Source organism: Streptomyces sp. NPDC029041, assembly GCF_040637515.1.
GTDB lineage: Bacteria > Actinomycetota > Actinomycetes > Streptomycetales > Streptomycetaceae > Streptomyces.
The window spans coordinates 88,836-106,004 of sequence record NZ_JBEZWO010000002.1 but is presented as its reverse complement, the minus strand read 5'-3'; the positions used below and the strand labels follow the sequence as shown (position 1 = coordinate 106,004).

Annotated in this window: 14 protein-coding genes; 5 read left to right on the top strand and 9 right to left on the bottom strand. The window is 71.9% G+C overall.

Features of this window, described 5'->3' with window-relative positions; translation table 11 throughout:
- Positions 1-46: 46 nt before the first annotated feature.
- The 3 genes from AB0F04_RS04065 to AB0F04_RS04055 all read right to left on the bottom strand — a co-directional run bounded on the left by AB0F04_RS04065 (position 47) and on the right by AB0F04_RS04055 (position 3,488).
- Positions 47-1,453 carry an FAD-dependent monooxygenase gene (locus AB0F04_RS04065; protein ID WP_362037549.1) on the bottom strand — a complete coding sequence of 469 codons (1,407 nt, stop codon included), beginning with the start codon at positions 1,451-1,453 and terminating at the stop codon, positions 47-49.
- A 197-nt stretch (positions 1,454-1,650) separates the two neighbouring features.
- Positions 1,651-2,880: a DUF6545 domain-containing protein gene (locus AB0F04_RS04060; RefSeq protein ID WP_362037547.1), complete on the bottom strand. Its 1,230-nt coding sequence runs from the start codon at positions 2,878-2,880 to the stop codon at positions 1,651-1,653.
- Complete coding sequence (locus AB0F04_RS04055; RefSeq protein ID WP_362037545.1) at positions 2,877-3,488, bottom strand: toxin-antitoxin system, toxin component family protein; 612 nt, start codon at positions 3,486-3,488, stop codon at positions 2,877-2,879. The genes AB0F04_RS04060 and AB0F04_RS04055 overlap by 4 nt, the downstream gene beginning before the upstream one ends.
- Positions 3,489-3,828: 340 nt before the next feature.
- On the opposite strand from AB0F04_RS04055, the gene AB0F04_RS04050 reads away from it, so the two are divergent.
- Complete coding sequence (locus tag AB0F04_RS04050) at positions 3,829-5,340, top strand: alpha-N-arabinofuranosidase (protein WP_362037543.1); 1,512 nt, start codon at positions 3,829-3,831, stop codon at positions 5,338-5,340.
- 14 nt (positions 5,341-5,354) lie between these two features.
- Here AB0F04_RS04050 and AB0F04_RS04045 read toward each other — a convergent pair whose 3' ends face one another.
- Complete coding sequence (locus AB0F04_RS04045; RefSeq protein WP_362037542.1) at positions 5,355-6,479, bottom strand: hypothetical protein; 1,125 nt, start codon at positions 6,477-6,479, stop codon at positions 5,355-5,357.
- A gap of 90 nt (positions 6,480-6,569) precedes the next feature.
- Positions 6,570-9,578 carry a beta-galactosidase gene (locus AB0F04_RS04040; protein WP_362037540.1) on the bottom strand — a complete coding sequence of 1,003 codons (3,009 nt, stop codon included), beginning with the start codon at positions 9,576-9,578 and terminating at the stop codon, positions 6,570-6,572.
- 131 nt (positions 9,579-9,709) lie between these two features.
- Here AB0F04_RS04040 and AB0F04_RS04035 point away from each other — a divergent pair, with 131 nt between their 5' ends.
- Positions 9,710-10,168 carry an Rrf2 family transcriptional regulator gene (locus AB0F04_RS04035; RefSeq protein WP_362037538.1) on the top strand — a complete coding sequence of 153 codons (459 nt, stop codon included), beginning with the start codon at positions 9,710-9,712 and terminating at the stop codon, positions 10,166-10,168.
- 312 nt (positions 10,169-10,480) lie between these two features.
- Positions 10,481-11,134, top strand: a complete 654-nt coding sequence (locus tag AB0F04_RS04030) for a DUF4360 domain-containing protein (RefSeq protein WP_362037536.1) — start codon at positions 10,481-10,483, stop codon at positions 11,132-11,134.
- Positions 11,135-11,155: 21 nt separating this feature from the next.
- Here AB0F04_RS04030 and AB0F04_RS04025 read toward each other — a convergent pair whose 3' ends face one another.
- Both AB0F04_RS04025 and AB0F04_RS04020 read right to left on the bottom strand, forming a co-directional pair.
- Complete coding sequence (locus AB0F04_RS04025) at positions 11,156-11,602, bottom strand: hypothetical protein (RefSeq protein WP_362037534.1); 447 nt, start codon at positions 11,600-11,602, stop codon at positions 11,156-11,158.
- 23 nt (positions 11,603-11,625) lie between these two features.
- Complete coding sequence (locus AB0F04_RS04020; protein ID WP_362037533.1) at positions 11,626-12,402, bottom strand: alpha/beta hydrolase; 777 nt, start codon at positions 12,400-12,402, stop codon at positions 11,626-11,628.
- A 59-nt stretch (positions 12,403-12,461) separates the two neighbouring features.
- Here AB0F04_RS04020 and AB0F04_RS04015 point away from each other — a divergent pair, with 59 nt between their 5' ends.
- Positions 12,462-13,010, top strand: coding sequence for a YciI family protein (locus AB0F04_RS04015; protein WP_362037531.1), 549 nt, complete (start codon positions 12,462-12,464; stop codon positions 13,008-13,010).
- 132 nt (positions 13,011-13,142) lie between these two features.
- Here AB0F04_RS04015 and AB0F04_RS04010 read toward each other — a convergent pair whose 3' ends face one another.
- Positions 13,143-13,907 carry a hypothetical protein gene (locus AB0F04_RS04010; RefSeq protein WP_362037529.1) on the bottom strand — a complete coding sequence of 255 codons (765 nt, stop codon included), beginning with the start codon at positions 13,905-13,907 and terminating at the stop codon, positions 13,143-13,145.
- 791 nt (positions 13,908-14,698) lie between these two features.
- Between AB0F04_RS04010 and AB0F04_RS04005 the strand changes: the two genes are divergently transcribed.
- On the top strand, positions 14,699-15,157 hold the full coding sequence (locus tag AB0F04_RS04005) for a TIGR03618 family F420-dependent PPOX class oxidoreductase (RefSeq protein WP_362037528.1): 459 nt from the start codon (positions 14,699-14,701) through the stop codon (positions 15,155-15,157).
- Positions 15,158-15,242: 85 nt separating this feature from the next.
- On the opposite strand, the gene AB0F04_RS04000 is transcribed toward AB0F04_RS04005, so the two are convergent.
- Positions 15,243-17,099 carry a histidinol-phosphate transaminase gene (locus AB0F04_RS04000; protein ID WP_362037526.1) on the bottom strand — a complete coding sequence of 619 codons (1,857 nt, stop codon included), beginning with the start codon at positions 17,097-17,099 and terminating at the stop codon, positions 15,243-15,245.
- Between the last annotated feature and the right edge of the window lie 70 nt (positions 17,100-17,169).

Here is a 17,169-nt window from a genome sequence, read left to right as displayed (position 1 = left end):
CCGTGCCCCCGCGTCCCGTCCGGTCCGGTGCCCCCGGTCCGGTGCCTCAGCCTCCCGTCCGGTCCAGCCTCCGCAGGACCGCCCGCTCGTCCTCCGTCAGCGGTGCCCCCACCGCCGCCGGCAACGGCGGCCCGCTCAGCGTCGCCAGGACCGTCGAGGGCCGGAGCAGCCGCGTCGGCCCCGTCGTCATGCTCATCACGTCCCAGAGCGCCGAGGCCGCCGTGTACGAACCGGTCGCCGTGCGGATCATGCGGCGGGTGTAGGCGGTGACCAGACGGTCGGCGAGGCCGGGCGAGCCCCCGCGCGTCCCGGGGTACCAGACGTCCTGGCTCACCGCCATCGTCCAGGCGGCCTCCACCGGCCTGGCCGCCCGCCGCTGCACCCGCCGGGCGAGCCCGGGTTCGCCCAGGCCGGAGCCGGAGCGCCGCAGCTCCCGGGCCAGCTCCCGGGCGCCCAGTGCGGCCACCGACATGCCCTGCCCGTAGGCCGGGTTGAACGTGGCCAGCGCGTCGCCGAGGACGACGAGGCGGTCGGGCCAGAAGCGGACTTTCTCCAGGTACCGGCGGTGGTTGCTGGTGCTGCGGCTGACATGGACGTCGGTGAGCGGTTCCGCGCCGGAGATCAGCCGTCCCACGATGGGGTCGGGCAGGTCCAGGGTGTACCGCAGGAACGCGTCCGGGCCGGACGGCGGTTCGCCGCCGCCCCGCGTGCCGGCGAGGCTGACCATCCAGCGGTCGCCCTCGATCGGCAGCACCATGCCGCTGCGACCGGGCCGCCCCCGGTACGGATCGGCCTGCACCATGGTCAGCGGGAAACGCCCGGCCCCCTCGGGGGTGCGGTAGAGACGGGTGGCGTTCACCAGGCCGGCGTCCACCGTCTTCTCGCGCACGTCGTCGACGCCCAGCCCCGCCAGCCAGGTCACGATCCGCGAGCCGCGCCCGCTCGCGTCCACCACGAAGTCCGCGGCGAGTTCCTCCTCCCCGGCGGCGGTCGAGAGGCGAACCCCGGTCACACACTGCCGTGACCCCGTCAGCTCCAGCACCCGCGCCTTGCGGACGACCACCCCGGTGCTGTCCAGCACGGCGCCCCGCACCGCCCAGTCGAGCAGCGCCCGGGTGCACGTCAGCATGTGCGGTCCGGGATGACGCCAGCGCCGCAGCCAGCCCTCGGGTGTGAGGGCGACCATGCCCGAGCCGAGCGGAATCTCGTGCGCACCGGCGGCGAGCAGGTGCTTGCGCATGTCCACACCCGGCACCAGGTCCTCCATGGAAGCCAGCCCGCCGGCCATGAGGAGATGCGCGTGACGTCCCTGCGGCAGGCCCTTGCGGTGCTCCGGCCCCTCGGGCAGATCGTCGCGGTCGAGCACGACCACCTCGTCCGCGACGGCGGACAGGGCCGCCGCGGCCAGCATGCCGGCCAGACCCGCACCGATGACGACAGCTCTACGCGACATGCGACTCCTCGCACTCAGCCATGAAGGCTCCTTTGCCCTGCGGGCATTCCCCGACGTCCGGCCAGAGCCGTGCGGCGCACAACACCCGCACGCCGACGGCGGTTTCGAGCCATGCGGGCCTCGATCCGGACGGCTCTCACCGTACCTTCACGTTCCGTGCCCGTGACCTTTCGTGCGGGGTCCCGTCCCCACCGAGGTCAGCCGGTGAGCGACCTGCCGTCCGTGTGGTCACGCGCCAGGGCGCGGATCGCCCGGAGGTCCTCCGTGCGCCGCAGGGCCCGGGACACGGCGCCGATCTCCCGCAGCAGGTCCGTGGTGTCACGCGCACCGGTGCCGTCCTCCCGTGACCGGCTCCTGGTGTCGGCCGCGTCCAGGATCGCCGCGGTGGCTGCCAGGGCCTTCGCCAGGTCGGGCGGGTGGCCGAGGGCGAGGGCGGCGTCGTGGAACCGCTCGCGCCGGTCCTCGTCGATGTGCCGGGCGAGCGGCAGCAGCACGTCGCGGATGAACGTCTCCCTGCGGACCAGTCGCAGCTCGGGCGTCGCGCGCAGCAGGAACGGGACTCCTTCACCGCCGTTGACGGTCCTCATCAGCAGGTACAGCGGCCGCAGTTCGTGGAGGGCGAGCCGGACGTGCCAGCGGCCGTGCAGGTACTGCCCGGCGTGCGGGAGGATGAAGCCGACCGCGATGAGCACGGCGGACAGACAGGCGAGCGGCGGGGCGACGGCCGTGCTCAGCCAGTCCACGTCCCGCCCGGTCCAACGGGCCACCACGGCGCTGATCTTGGCCGCGTCGAAGAGCAACTGCGCCGCGTAGCCCACGCCGAGGAACTTCAGTCCCCAGCGCAGCAGCGAGTCGAGTCCGTCCGTGCGGACCCAGTTCCAGATCAGCCCGTTGGTGACCAGCGCGGCCACCGTGTGCGCGAGCAGGTACAGCACGATCATCTCGCGCATGTACGGCGTGTTCGCGTAGTACGTGTCGAGGTCCCGCAGCCGCTCCACGGGCACGTCCGCGAGAGCGAACAGCACCCACATCGCGACGATCACACCCGAGTACACCGCCACGACCCCGCGCATCGCGCGCCGGGTGCGCTCCGAACGGTCGGACAGGCCGTTGCGCCAGGAGATGATCAGCAGCAGACAGAAGGCGCAGAACGCGGTGAGCAGCGAGTAGACCCAGGGGCCGGAGAAGTTCGCCACCCCGGTGAGCCGGTTGACCCGGGCGATCGTCGACGGCGCCACGAAGACGAACACCGCGCAGGCGAGCAGCAGCAGCCCGCCGACCGCGCGCAGCATCGGATCCTTCCACAACCGGATGATGCTCGGCAGCTTGATGGCCAGGGCGGCGGCCAGGACCCCCGCGGGAACCCACCAGAAGTTCGGATAGAACTGGTTGACGAACTCGGCCGGGGTCAGCGCCACGGTCGTCACGGTGCCGCACCTCCCCGCGGCCCCCGGTAGTACAGCGACCGCTGCACGGGTTCGAGGGGCACGTCGGGCCCGGCTCCTGCGGACAGCAGCGCCCGGCACCCCGCCGCCAGCCGGTGTCCGAAGGCGTCGGCCTCGGCCTCGTCCCGCTCCCGGGAGCCGTGGCGGGCGGCCACCCCCAGCGCGACGTCCTCCCATCCCGGCCGGTCGGCGAACGCGTGGGCCGCCGCCGCACCCGCCCCGTGGTGATGCCCGTGCCCCGCGTGCAGATGCCACAGCTCGTGCCCGAGGATGACCAGCTGCTGCACGGCCTCGGCCCGCTCCTCCACGATGACGAGGTCGAAGTCCTGGAACTCGACCCACAGGCCGGTCACTTCTATCTCGTCGGGGAACCGCTCGAACCGCAGCTGCACGGGCCGTCCGCCGCGCCGCGCGCTCATCTCCTCGCACAGCGCCCGGCACAGCGACCGTACGTCGGTGGGACGCCGGGGTCTCTTCCGGACCGCGGTGGCGAGCTCGGCGGCCAGGCCGCGCATGGCTGAGCCACTGCGTGAGCGCCTGAGCGCGGCGGTGACTCGGGCGGCCCTGACACGCGCGCCCGCGATGTCCATCGCTCCCCCTCCTCGGCGCCGGCCGAGGCCTGCCGGCGCGTCCGAGACTACGCGCCCGAAAGTGCGCGCGTCATGCGATCCGGCGTCCGAAGTACACCGGGGAACGACCGTTCCTGCCCGTAATGTCCCGACCGCGGCCGGACCTGACCATTGACGCGTCGATGCTTCGTATTTACGGTCCCGTTCGAGGTAACGAGCTGGATCCGAGATACCGAACGGCACTGCGGCGCCCGAAGGGGCGCGGGGCTGTGCTCGAGATGCGGCTCCGCCGCGTGGGCGCGACAAGCCACTGACAACCCGCAGCCCGACACGACCGAACCACCCACCCCGAAAGGCGCCCATGCACACCGCCCGCTTCACCCTGGACCCCGCATTCACGGTCGGCGAGGTCAGCCCTCGCCTCTTCGGCAGCTTCGTGGAACACCTCGGTCGTTGCGTCTACACCGGCATCTTCGAACCCGGCCACCCCACCGCGGACGCGGCAGGCCTCCGCGAGGACGTCCTGGACCTCGTCCGTGAACTCGGCGTCACCGCCGTCCGCTACCCCGGCGGCAACTTCGTCTCCGGCTACAAGTGGGAGGACTCGGTCGGCCCGGTCGAGGACCGCCCCCGCCGCCTGGACCTCGCCTGGCGCTCCACCGAGACCAACCGCTTCGGCCTCTCCGAGTACATCGCCTTCCTGAAGAAGATCGGCCCCCAGGCCGAACCCATGATGGCCCTCAACCTCGGCACCCGGGGTGTCGCCGAGGCCCTCGAACTCCAGGAGTACGCCAACCACCCCGCCGGCACCGCCCTGTCCGACCTCCGTGCCGCGCACGGCGACAAGGACCCCTTCGGCATCAGCCTCTGGTGCCTCGGCAACGAGATGGACGGCCCCTGGCAGACCGGCCACAAGACGGCCGAGGAGTACGGCCGCCTCGCCGCCGAGACGGCCCGGGCCATGCGCCAGATGGACCCCGGCGTCGAACTCGTCGCCTGCGGCTCCTCCAGCCAGTCCATGCCGACCTTCGCCGAGTGGGAGGCGACGGTCCTCAAGGAGACGTACGACCTCGTCGACTACATCTCGCTGCACGCCTACTACTGGCCCGAGAACGGCGACATCGACTCCTTCCTCGCCTCCGCCGTCGACATGGAGTCCTTCATCGACAACGTCGTCGCGACGGCCGACCACGTCGGCGCCCGGCTCAAGTCGAAGAAGCGGATCAACCTCTCCTTCGACGAGTGGAACGTCTGGTACATCTCGGAGTGGCACGAGATCGAGAACTCCGGCGCGCGGGACTGGGCCGAGGCCCCGCGCCTGCTGGAGGACAACTACAGCGTCATGGACGCGGTCGTCTTCGGCTCGCTCCTCATCGCCCTGCTGCGGCACGCCGACCGCGTCACCGTCGCCTGCCTCGCCCAGCTCGTCAACGTCATCGCGCCGATCATGACCGAACCCGGCGGCCCGGCCTGGCGGCAGACCACGTTCTTCCCGTTCGCGCAGGCCGCGCGCCACGGCCGCGGCCAGGTCCTGGACGTCCGCGTGGACTCCCCGACGTACGAGACGAAGAAGTACGGCGAGACCGACCTCCTGCACGCCACCGCCGTGCGCGCCGGGGACGGCACCGTCACCGTCTTCGCCGTCAACCGCAGCCGTACCGACGCCCTGCCCCTCGAAGTCGCCCTGAGCGGCCTCGACCTGACGCGGGTCGTCGAGCACAGCGCCCTCGCGGACGCCGACCCCGACGCCCGCAACACCCTCGACGACCCCGAGCGGGTCGCCCCCCACCCGGTCGACGGCACGGCCCTCCGAAACGGCACGCTCACCGCCGTCCTGGAGCCGCTGTCCTGGAACGTGATCCGGCTGGGGTGAGGACCAGGCCCCGGTCAGCGTTCGATGCGCGGCAGGGCGGCCGAGGACGCCGAGGCCGAGGTCGTCCCGACCGCCCAGTAGCCGTCCGAACCCGGCACCTTCGCCAAGGCGTTCATGACGACGGGGGTCGTCGCCACCGGCCCCCGCTCGCTCACCCAGGCCGTGCCGTCCCAGCGCAGGTAATGGGCCCGGGTCTGGTCCCAGAAGTCCCACCCGGCGATCCGGTCGGGACGGCCCTCGGCGTCGGCGACGATCCCGTTCAGCATGCCGACGCGGAACGGTTCGGTGACGCCCTGCCAGGTGCTGCCGTCGCCGTGCAGAAGCAGCACGCCGGGGGGTTTGCCGACCGGGCCGCCCACTCCGTAGTCGTAGCCGACCAGCCACAGGTCGTCGTCGGCGACCGGCAGAAGCCCCGTGAGGGTCGCGCGCAGGCCCTGGTAGGCGGGCAGCTCGGTCCAGGCGGAGCCGTTCCAGCGGGCCACGACGCCGACGCCGTACAGCCAGACGTCGCCGCGCGGGGTGAGCTGGACACCCGAGGGCGTGGCCGTGGGCGCGCCGGGCGGTGCGGGAAGCCAGGTCCAGGCGCCACTGTCGTGGTGCAGGAGCAGCCGGCCGTCGGACGTGCGCCCGGAGAACCATGCTCCGCCGCCCGGGTCGACCGCGACGCCGGTGAGGGAGGTGCCGGACCGGCCCCGGCCGGGGAAGTCGGCCTCCCGCCAGGTTCCACCGTCCCACGCGAGCAGGTGTGTGATGCCGGCCGTGTCGGTGCCGATCGCCCACGCCGAGCGGGCGCACGTCCCGGCGACCGAGTGCAGGTAGCCGCGAAAACCCAGGTGGGTGAGGCCGGTCCGCGCCCATGCTGTGCCGTCCCACACCAGAGCCAGGGGCGAGCCGAGGGTGCTCCCGCTGCGGCCCTCCTCGCCCACGGCCCACGCCAGGCCGTCACCGGCCGCGGCGACGTCGCGCAACTGGGCGGCCGGTGTGCCGTCCGGTGCCGGCACGGCCTGCCACGCACGGGCCTGCCACGCACGGGTCTGCCCGGTCTCCCCGACGGCCGCCGCCGCGGCCGGCCCGCCAGTCGCGGCGACGAGTCCCAGACCCGCCCCGACTGATCCGGTGATGAACCGCCGTCTCCGCACCAGGGTCCCCTCCCTGTCGGCAGCGCTGAAGGGTCAACACGGTGAACCAGCCCGCCGCAGAAGGCAATGCACGAGAACGGCTCGATCCGGTCACACCGGTTCGACGGGCACCCCTCCGGCCGCCGCGCCCAGCAGTGTCAGCCGTACGTCCCCCGGCCCGGACGGTGTGGTCCCGTCGGACAACACCGCCAGCGCCAGTGTGTTGGCACCACGGGTGCGCAGGATCCCGTTCGGCAGCACGAAGGTGTGCTGCGGGCCTACGTCGTTGATGTACTGGCCCATGTTCCAGCCGTTGAGGAAGATCTGGACGCGGTAGGCCCGGTCCGGATCGTCCTCGAGGACGAGCCCGACCGAGGCGTCGACGCCGGGGTCGACGTCCAGCCGGAAGTCCGTCCGGTACCAGGTGACGCCCTGCCGCCGCTCGGACCGGGGAAGCCCGGCGTCCTTCCAGTCCCCGTCGTCGTACTCGGGCAGATGCCAGCCCTCGCGCTCCCCGTTCAGCCCGCCGTTGTTCATCGGACCGCGCACGGGATCCGGTGCGGCTGCGCCCTGGATGCGCCACTTCACCTCGGGGGAGTCGCCCTCGAAGGTGACGGCGGTCAGACCGCGCGCGGCCTTGTGCGTGTCGAGCGCCTCGCCGTCCATGTCGTGCTGCATCCGCCGCACGAGCACCGACAGCACGTGCCGCTGCTTCCCTCTCTCCTCACGGCCCTCCTCCTGGCTTCCCTCCCGGCTCTCCTCACGGAACTTCTCCCGCAGCCTCTTCGGCAGGTCGAAGCGGGCCTTCGCGGTCCACGTCCCCTGCCGGGCCCGGTCCTCGTCCGGCACCGGCATCCGGTGCGTGCCCAGCGGCTCACCGTCCAGCCAGGCCATCAGCAGCCCCTGCGTGCCCGTGCTGTAGGCGAGGGACACGGACGCGATGTCGCCGTCCCCGCTCCACTCGCCGCGGTACCAGACGTCGCCGTAGTGGAAGCCGTAGTCGTCGGCGAACAGGACGGGCTGCCCGTCGGGCACGGGCGTGCTGCTGAAGGTCGTCTCCTTGTCGGCCGTCGCCCAGTCCGAGTCGTCGAAGTCCGGCTCGGACTCCGGGTTCCCGGCCCGGCGCCGCCAGCCCTCCAGCGCGGGCAGGGCCGGCCGGACCACCCCCGGCAGCAGCCGCAGCGCCAGCAGGCCGCCGGACGCGCTGATCCGGGTGGCGACCGGGCGGCCGTTCCAGGTGACATGGGTGATCCCGCGCGGCCCCCACACCTCCAGGCCGGTCTCTCCGATGGTGTCGCCGGTGAGGTGGACCGTCGAGTCGCGCAGCTCGGCCGACCGCACCAGGGCGGGGCCGTAGACGAGGAGCGAGCCGGAGGGGGTCTCGTACTGCCACAGCCGCAGGGCGGTGGCGTCGTCGGCGAACAGCACCAGCATCGGCGTGTCCACACCGTCGCCCTCGACCCGCACCCGGCTGAGTCCGCCGGCGCCGAGCGGGGCCGTGATGAACAGCTTGCCCAGGTTGTAGGCCCAGGCGGGTTCCGGGTCCAGCCGCATGGGCGTCGGCTCGTCCGCGCACTCCAGCACGACCTGGGCCATCTCGCCCCGGCGGCCCACGAACAAGGCGATGTCCTGCCGCCCGACGGTCAGGCTCATCATGGGCTGCACGGTGGAGTGCACCAGCGTCCGCTTCCCGAGCTTCAGATGCGCGGCGATCAGCTTGGCGTCCCGGGCCGGGACCGTGACCGGCTCGTCGATCCCGGCGTCCGGCAGCGGCGAGGACAGTGCCTCACCCGTGTCGTTGCGCAGGACGTAGAAGTGGGCCCCGGTGTCGGGGTTGGTCAGGTGGTAGACCTTCATCCGCTCGTCGGCCGCCCGCACCGTCTTCGCCCGGCGCAGCTTGGCGAGGTCGGGCACGGACCGCAGCAACTGCCCGATCTGGTGCATCGGGCCGAGCTTCGGGGTGGCGTTGCGGGCCTCGTCGATCGCGGCGCCGTAGTCGTACGAGGTGTAGACCGCCGGCGCGGGCAGCCAGCCCCACGAGGTGCCGCCGTACGTCATGTAGACGTTGTGCAGCGTGATGCCGTTGGCGAGGTTGGTGAGGTAGAAACGCCGCTCGTACGCCGCGTCCCGGGTCCGGCGCGCCTCGGCGTACCCCTTGCCGTCGAACGTGGACCCGCCCCACGGGTCGAACCAGCCGCCGCCGAACTCGGGCACGAACCCGGGCGTGCGGGGACTGGCCGTCGCCCCGCCCTTCCTGCCGCCGGGCCCGAACGCCCCCCAGTCCGGCGGCACCCCATCCGGCTCCGGGTAGCCGTCGAAGCCGTACAGCCAGCGCCCCTTCTCACCGCCGGTGCCGAACGAACCCGGTGTCCAGGCGCCGTCGCGTCCCTTGTCGTTGTGGAACAGCGGCACGTCGATGCCGTCGGCGCGGACCTTCTCGTACAGGTACGACATGTAAGCGCGCCCGGCCGGCTCGTCGACGTGCGCGTCGTACTCGTTCTCGATCTGGTAGAGCAGGACCGTGCCCGTGCCCCGGGTGAACAGGCGCTTGGCCACGATGGCGTTCACCGCGGTCAGCCACTCGTCGACATAGCGCAGATAGGTGGGGTCGGAGGTCCGGGCCCGGCCCTCGGTGGCGGTCAGCCAGCCGGGGAAGCCGCCGGCGTCGACCTCCGCGTTGATGTACGGCCCGGGCCGCAGGATGACGTACATCCCGGTCTCGGCGGCCGTCCGCAGGAACAGGTCCAGGTCCCGCACGCCGGTGAAGTCGTACCGGCCGGGTGCGGGGGAGTGGTAATTCCAGGCGACGTACACGCTGACGGCGTTGTAGCCGTGCGCACGCATCTTCTCCAGCACGTCCCGCCACAGCGAGGGGCTCGGCAGCCGGAAGGGGTGCATCTCACCCGACCACAGCACCAGGCGACGGCCGTCGACGATCAGCGAGTAGTGGTCGAAGCCGATCTCGTGCGGCCGGCCGTCCGCACGGGGCACCGGGGGCGGCGGGCCGGTGGGCGCGGGCCGTGCGGGGTGGGCGGAGGTCGGCGACCCGCTGCCGGTCAGCGCGAAGCCGAGCGCCGCCGTGCCGGCCAGAGCGTGGAAGGTCCGCCTGCTGAGCTCCAAGGGAGCGCCTCCTGTTGTGCCTTGCGATACGTGGTGCGAGGTGCGTGTGCCGGTCGTGCGGGGTGGGTGTGCTCGCCGTGGTGCACGGTGCGCGTGCTCAATGTCTACAGCGTCACGGCGACAATGGTCCTATGAGGATCTCGGCACGTGCGGACTACGCGGTACGAGCGGTCGTGGAACTGGCCGTCCGGCAGGGGGAGGGGTCGGTCAAGGCGGAGGCCGTCGCCACCGCGCAGGACATCCCCCACAAGTTCCTGGAGGGGATTCTCGGCGATCTGCGCCGGGGCGGTGTCGTCGACAGCCGGCGCGGCGGGGGCGGTGGCTACCGGCTGGCCCGGGAGGCCGCGCAGATCACGGTCGCGGACGTGATCCGCGCCGTGGACGGGCCGATCGTCTCGGTGCGCGGCGAGCGGCCGACCGGCCTCGCCTACTCCGGCACCGCCGAGCCGCTGCTGCCGCTGTGGATCGCCCTGCGGGCCAACGTACGCAGGATCCTGGAGGGCGTGACGGTCGCCGACCTCGCGGCCGGGGCGCTGCCCGAGCCGGTGGAGCGGCTGGCGGCGGAACCGGCGGCCTGGGAGAACCCCTGAGGGGCGGCGGCCGGGCGCGGCTCTGTGCGTGATCCTCATTCCGTCCTCGGGATGTCCTCGCTCTGACGCTCTGACGCTCTGGTGCAACGCACCCTATGCGCCCACCGGCATCCCGGGTGAATTCCCGCCATTGTGAATGGCCGGAGAGCTACCTGGCCCGCCCCTGCCGCCCTGCGTACGATGCGACCGCTCCCGCTCTTCACATCCCCTTCATGGAATGGTCACAGGCCGGGGGTGCATGCACCTGTCTGCTTGACATGTGCATGTTCAATCACTGTCACGATCCACCCCCCACGAACGGATGGGAGAACCATGGCCGGTGGCCTGCTCCTGAGCGGTGCGGTAGCCGCGCTCCTCACCAGCGCACTCCCCGCACAAACCCCGTCCTCCGGGTTCGACGACCCGCCCCCGGACAAGATCATCATCCAGGTCGCCACCGTGAACGGCTCCGGCTGCCCCCAGGGCACGGCAGCGGTCGCCGTCTCCGAGGACAACACCGCCTTCACGGTGACCTACAGCGACTACCTCGCCCAGGCCGGCGGGAACTCCGACCCGACCGCGTTCCGCAGGAACTGCCAGCTGAACCTGAAGGTCCACGTGCCCGGCGGCTTCACCTACGCCATCGCGAGCGCGGACTACCGGGGATTCGCCTCCCTCCAGCGGGGCGCGAGCGCCAGCCAGCGGGCCTCGTACTACTTCCAGGGCTCGCCCAGCACGGTGTACAAGAACCACCCCTTCAGCGGCCCGCTCAACGACAACTGGCAGGCCACGGACGAGACCGACTGGGCCCAGCTGGTCTACGCGCCCTGCGGAGTGCAGCGCAACTTCAACATCAACACCGAGATCCGCGTCAACGCCGGCACCCAGTCGGCCGACAAGGTCAGCTTCATGACCATGGACTCCACGGACGGGGACATCAGCACGGTGTACCACCTGGCGTGGAAGCAGTGCCCGAAGAAGTCGTGACGCTGTGAAACGGGGGGCGGTTCACCGGGCCGGCGGTCCGGGGGGCCGCCCTTCGGGGTCCCGGGCGTGATCCGGCCGGTTGCCGGGACCGGCCCCGGCCAGCGCCGTACCGAGCAGAAGGTATGCGACGAGGGCGAGGACCGGCATGTGCCCGCCCGCCCGGTCGATGTCGTCGGTGAAGTAACCGGAGAGCACCGCCCACACCGTTCCGCCGACGAGGACGAGCACCGTGTTGCCGCTCTCCCGCAGTATCCCCATGCCGGCCCACAGCAGGAAGGGCATGAGAATCCACGAAGCGGCCGTCGTGAGCAGGAACTCGAACGCTCCGGCCCACATGTCGTCCTCGTTCGCGGCCGCACTCTCGCGTGCCCCCGCGAAACCGGCGTACATGAGGGAGTGGCAGGCCGCGGTGGCCAGGGCGACCGTGACAGCGCCTTTGGCGAACCGCGCGTACCGCATGGCGGGCATCCTCGTCCTTCCGTGAGGGCCGGTCATTCCCCGGGTGCGAGGGCCGCCGCTGTGGCCTTCACGAAGGCCTCCGGGTTGTCCAGCATGATGTTGTGGCCGCAGCCGGGGACCGCGACGACGGACACCCCGGCCTCCGTGAGGGCTTCGACGCCCGGGAGCGGGCCGTCGGACTCCGGGAGCAGGAAGGTGCTGGGGATCTTCAGGCCCAGGAGGAGTTCGCGCATCGTCGGGGTGGTGCCGCGGGTGAGATGGAATGCGCTGCGGTGCAGGGCCTCGCGGCCGGCCAGGCGCATCGTGGACCACCAGTGCGGGCCGACCCGGTCGCGGACCTCCTCCCAGCCGCCGCCCGTCACGAACTCCTCCTCGCAGTACGCGGCGATGCCGCTGCTGCCCTGGGAGCCGGGCGCTCGCGGGACCGGGTCGAGGTTCGCGTCGATGAGGACCAGACGGGAGACCAGGTGGGGATGGCGGGCCGCCAGGACGATCGCCACCGAGCCGCCCATGCTGTGGGCGATCACTTCGGCGGCCGAGACGCCCGCTGCCGTCAGGGCGCCGGCGAGCGCGTCGGCATGGGATTCCAGCCTGTAGTCGAAGTGTGCCGGGCGGTCGCTGATGCCGTGGCCCAGCAGGTCGACCAGCAGCGAACGGCGTCCGGCCAGGCGCGGATCGACCGCGACTTCGGTGAAGTAGGCGGGCGAGGTGGCGCCCAGCCCGTGCACGTAGACGCGCGCGGGTTCTCGCCCCGGCAGTTCGACCCAGCGGATGCGATCGCCCTCGGGCGTTACGGTGGCGCTGCGCACGGCCGGTATCCCCCGCGTGTGACATCGGTGTCGGTGGACGGTCAACAGTAGTCTGCGGCGTGGAGTTCTTCTGCTATCACCGCGACCGGCCCGGCTCCCTGCCGCTGCGCGAGGAACTGGGGGAGGCGCACTGGGCCTACATGGACCGGTACGAGACGGAGTTGATCGCCCGCGGACCGACCTTCGCAGCCGACGGGGAGACGCCGAGCGGCAGCGTTCACATCGTCGGCCTGCAGGACCCCGCAGCCGCCCGCGCGTTCGCCTTCGACGAGCCCAACTACCAGGCCGGCGTGTACCGGGACGTGCTGCTGCGGCGGTGGCGCAACCTGCTGGGCCGCACCATGTGGGAGTACCCCGGCGGCCGGACGGGCGGCCACCGCTTCCTCGTGCTCGGCCTCGGCGACGGTCCGGCCGCCGACCTCGGCGTACCGCACGGCCGCGACGAACTGATCGCGTACGGGCCGCTGCTGTCCGACGACGGTGCCGTGTGGCTGGGCACGGCGGCGCTGGTGCGGGCGCCGGACGCGGAGGCGGCGCGTGCCGTGCTGACCCTTGAGAGGTACGCCGACGTCGAGGTGCACGACTGGGAGTTCGGCGGACGCCGGTGAGGCGTGGAGCGGGCCGGGGGTGAAGGGATGGGGCCGCTCGCCCGTGCGAGAGGCCCCCGCGCAACGTGCCGGGTGTGACCGGCGTCAGCGCTGTTCCGGACGGAGCGCACCGCCCCGTCGCGCGTAGTGCGGCTAAATGCTCGATCCGCCGCCGGAGGTGTTGTTCCACCAGGCGCTGTAGGAGTTCAGCGAGTACCGCTTCTGCACACCGCTGGTCGAGGTGATCTCAAGGCCGAACTGCATCGTGTCGAAGGTGGTGTTGCGCAGGAGGTTCCGCGACGCGGCCCATCGCCACACCGCCGAGGCGTCGACGGTGCCGGTGTCGGTCTTCTGGGCGGGGATGAGCTGCAGGACGTTCCAGCCGGGATCGGCCTGCCAGACCGACGCGTACAGGACGCCGCCGATGGTCACGTTGGACGCGATCTGCCTTCCCCAGCCGCCTGCCGTCCCTCCGGCCCAGCTGGTGAAGACCATGATCTCGTCCTGGTTGCCGGTCGACCAGAGGTCGCTCGTCCAGTTCCAGTGGTCGCTGCCGGCGACGGGAGCCGACGACGTGTTGTACCAGAAGCCCGCCGAGTTCAACTGCGACAGCGGCGTCTGGGGCCGGACCGAGGTGTTCGGGTAGGACTTGATCCCGCCGCCGGAGTGGCTGGCGTCGACGTACCAGGACTTGATGCTGTTGACGGTCAGGCACTGCCTGCCGGCGTTGTCGCCCCAGATGTTGTTGTAGATCGTCCAGGTGCCCTGGGTGTACTGACCCCATCGGTCGCAGGTGGAGTACACCGCGGCCTGCGCCGGAGACGCGAGGCTCAGGAACCCGGCGATCACGGCGATGATCAGGGCCAGGCGGCCGAACCGGGCCGACTTGCTGCTGGATTTACGGGCTTGCCCTCTCATGTGTCCCTCCAAGGACGGTGACGGGTCGTTACAAACCCCCGGTCTGGTGGCGGACTTCGGCGCGGTGATGTGTGGCTCGCCGGCGAGTCCGGGCTCGGGACGGCGCGAAAGCGAGGCGGCCGAGGGGATCGATCGGCTGACGTGGTGACACCTTCGCTCGGTCCGCAGGCGGTGCTGCTCGCGATGGTGGTGGCTCGTGTCGTCGAGGTGGCGCGCTCGGAGATGGGAGGTGTCGAAGCGCTTGCGCCTGTGTGGACAGTAATTACAGGGCAATTGATCAGCAATACTCTGCGCAGGAAGACACATTTCTTTCACTTTCGGACCTGATCGTCGAAGCGCTTCGAATTATCGCTCGTAGGGGCGCGGGCTCGGTGTGAGCGCGGACGCGGGCGATGAGTCCACCCGGCGTGCGGACGGGACGCGCGGCGTGGGGTCGAGGGTCGGCCGCAGGCCGATCGCCGGAGGCGACGCGAAGGCGCTTGAGGCAGGCCGTGGCGGCACTGGTGTTCCCCACGGCACGGACGCCTCCGACGCCGTCGCCCTGATCGTGGCAGCGTCCGGGGCGAGCGGACCGACACACACGGTGGGCCGCCTGGCCTGCCGGGGCAGGACGAGGTCGAGCCGCCGGGCTCGCTGGAGGAACACGGCCGGGGGCTGGTCCGGGTCGCCGCACTCGCCGACCGGTGGGAGGTTCTGGAGCGGAAGCCGGCGCCCGGCAAGACGGTACGCGCCGAGGCCGGGTTTCCCCGTGGCTTCGAAATAATCGTGCCCGCAACGGAGTTGGCGATGGCATGACCCAGAGACCGGTGCCCCGCCTCCTGTCCGACGCAGCCCTCTCCGACCTGCTCGGTGCGCAGCAGTTCGGCACGCTCGCCACCGTCAAGCGCAGCGGTCACCCCCACCTGACCACCATGGTGTACAGCTGGGACGCCGCTTCCCGCACGGTGCGGTTCTCGACGACGGCCGACCGCGTCAAGGTCAAGCACCTGCGCCGCGAACCGCGTGCGGCACTGCATGTGCAGGGCGCGGACGTCTGGTCGTTCGCCGTCGCCGAGGGCGAGGCCGAGGTCTCCGAGGTCACGGCGGTCCCCGGCGACTCGGTCGGCCGGGAGCTGCTCGCGATGATCCCGGCGGGCGCCGAACCGGAGGACGAGGGCACCTTCTTCCGGCAACTGGTCGACGAACAGCGCCTCGTCATCAGGCTGAAGGTGGACCGGCTGTACGGGACCGTGCTCGACATCGAGGGATAGGGCTGCGGCGCGCTGAGCGCATGAACGGGCGCCGTCGCCGTCCGAGTGCCCCGGCACGGGTGCTCGGACGGCGCGACGGAGGGTGTTACCCCGCCTGCCCCATCCCCGCCGCATTGGGCCAGTTCTGGGCCGCGGGCCAGCCTGTGGCCGGGGCCGGGGTCAGTCCGTTCGTGCCCCGTACCTGCGCTGCCGTCAGGCCGCCGCGGGCCGGGACGCCGGGCGGGGTGGGGCCGGTGAACGGGGCGGCCATGGGTGACGGTGTGGGGACGGGGGCCGGAGCCGGAGCAGGGACCGGCGCCGGGGCTTGGGCCGCGGGGGCCAGGGGTGGTGCCGGGGCGGCCATCGGCTGGGGAGCGGGCTGCGCCATCGGCTGGGGGATCTGCGGCTGCGGCATCTGCGCCGCAGCCGGCATCGGCATCCCGCCGCCCGTGCCCGCCGGTGCGACGGACGCGGCGGCGGGGAGCGGCATGCCGATGCCGGTGGCTGGAGTGGGGGCCGGTGCGGGAATCAGACCCGGTCCACCGACGGCTCCGGTACTCGCGGCGGCGACGGCGGGCATGGGCGCGGGCGCCGGAGCGGCGGAGAACCCCTGGCCCGCCGTCCCCGTGCTCGCGGCAGCCGGGGCCGCGACGAGCCCCGGCCCCCCGGCCCCCGCCGCGGCGGCCGGCACCGGGGCCGGTACCGCTGCCGGGGCCGCTCCCATGGCCTGCGCGGCCAGCCCCCGCATACCCGACCCGTTCGTCTCGCTCACCAGCCGGTCCACGGCCGCCGTACCCGAGCTGTAGCTGGTCCCATTGCTCAGCTCGGGTACGGCGGCTCCCCTCCTGGACGTCCCGTAGAGCACCTGTTCCAGGCCGGACACCAGGCGACGCACGTCCACCTGGGGGCGCACCACGAGACGCAGGAAGCGGCTGGACGAACCGATCTTGTTGCCGCACTCGCGGACCAGGATCCGGTGCTCGGTGAGCATCCGGTCCCGGACCACCGTGCCCTCGGCGCCCACGGGGAGGCGCACGAAGAGGAAGTTGCCCTGCGACGGGTAGACCGTCAGCCCGGGCAGGGAGGACAGCTGGCCGGCCATGTCGAGTCGGTCGCGGCGCACCTGCTGGAGGCTCTGCGCGTACTCGGCGCCGTGCTCCTTCAGCATGAAGACGACGTGCTCGGCGAAGGAGTTGAGGTTCCACTTCGGCAGCATCGAGCGGATCCGGCCCGCGAGCGCGGGGTTGGCGACGAGGTAGCCGAAGCGGATGCCGTGCAGGCCGAAGTTCTTGCCGAGGCTGCGCAGGACGACCACGTTGGGCCGCAGCATCGCCTCCTGGACGACGGACGGTTCGGCCTCGGCGTCCGCGAACTCCAGGAACGACTCGTCGATGACGACCAGGTCGAGGTCGGCCATGGCGTCCATGAACTGCACGATGGCGTGCTTGTGGAGGAAGCCGCCGTCGGGGTTGTTGGGGTTGCAGATCACGGCGACGCGGGTGCCGCGGGCCCGGATGAACTCGGCGTACTGCGCGAGGTCGAGGGCGAAGCCGCTGGACTCCTGGAGCGGGAACATGTCGACCCGCTTGCCGGTCTCCATGGGCTGGTCGGTCCAGCGGCCGAAGGTGGGGACGGGCACGGCGAGGGACTCGCGGACCAGCAGGTGGTCGATCCAGGTGATGAGCTCGGTCGAGCCGTTGCCCATGGCCACGCACTGCGGAGGCAACTGGAGCAGGCTGCACAGCTCGGCCGTGATGGTGTCGGCGCTGCTCGGGTAGTACGTGATGATGTCGCGCAGCCGGCTCGCCATGTCCTCGAACATGGCCGGGGTCGGGAAGTAGGGGTTGCAGGGGATACAGAAGTCCACGGGGCCGGCTCCTTCGCCGCCCTCCCGTGTCAGAGCCGCCATCGACGGGCTGTGTGCCGCGGTACTGCGGAACAGCGACGTGACGTTGTCGGCCATGGAACCTCCGTATGAGGCGGGCCCGCTGGGGACGGACGGACCCGACGTTTAAGGGCGGCCCGCGCGGGGG

What these genes read in the sequence shown, in the direction of transcription:
- AB0F04_RS04000 (WP_362037526.1), bottom strand. Translation starts at nt 17,099, where the DNA reads ATGGCCGACAACGTCACGTCGCTGTTCCGCAGTACCGCGGCACACAGC.
- AB0F04_RS04005 (WP_362037528.1), top strand. Translation starts at nt 14,699, where the DNA reads ATGACCCAGAGACCGGTGCCCCGCCTCCTGTCCGACGCAGCCCTCTCC.
- AB0F04_RS04025 (WP_362037534.1), bottom strand. Translation starts at nt 11,602, where the DNA reads ATGCCCGCCATGCGGTACGCGCGGTTCGCCAAAGGCGCTGTCACGGTC.
- AB0F04_RS04065 (WP_362037549.1), bottom strand. Translation starts at nt 1,453, where the DNA reads ATGTCGCGTAGAGCTGTCGTCATCGGTGCGGGTCTGGCCGGCATGCTG.
- AB0F04_RS04055 (WP_362037545.1), bottom strand. Translation starts at nt 3,488, where the DNA reads ATGGACATCGCGGGCGCGCGTGTCAGGGCCGCCCGAGTCACCGCCGCG.
- AB0F04_RS04030 (WP_362037536.1), top strand. Translation starts at nt 10,481, where the DNA reads ATGGCCGGTGGCCTGCTCCTGAGCGGTGCGGTAGCCGCGCTCCTCACC.
- AB0F04_RS04050 (WP_362037543.1), top strand. Translation starts at nt 3,829, where the DNA reads ATGCACACCGCCCGCTTCACCCTGGACCCCGCATTCACGGTCGGCGAG.
- AB0F04_RS04010 (WP_362037529.1), bottom strand. Translation starts at nt 13,907, where the DNA reads ATGAGAGGGCAAGCCCGTAAATCCAGCAGCAAGTCGGCCCGGTTCGGC.
- AB0F04_RS04035 (WP_362037538.1), top strand. Translation starts at nt 9,710, where the DNA reads ATGAGGATCTCGGCACGTGCGGACTACGCGGTACGAGCGGTCGTGGAA.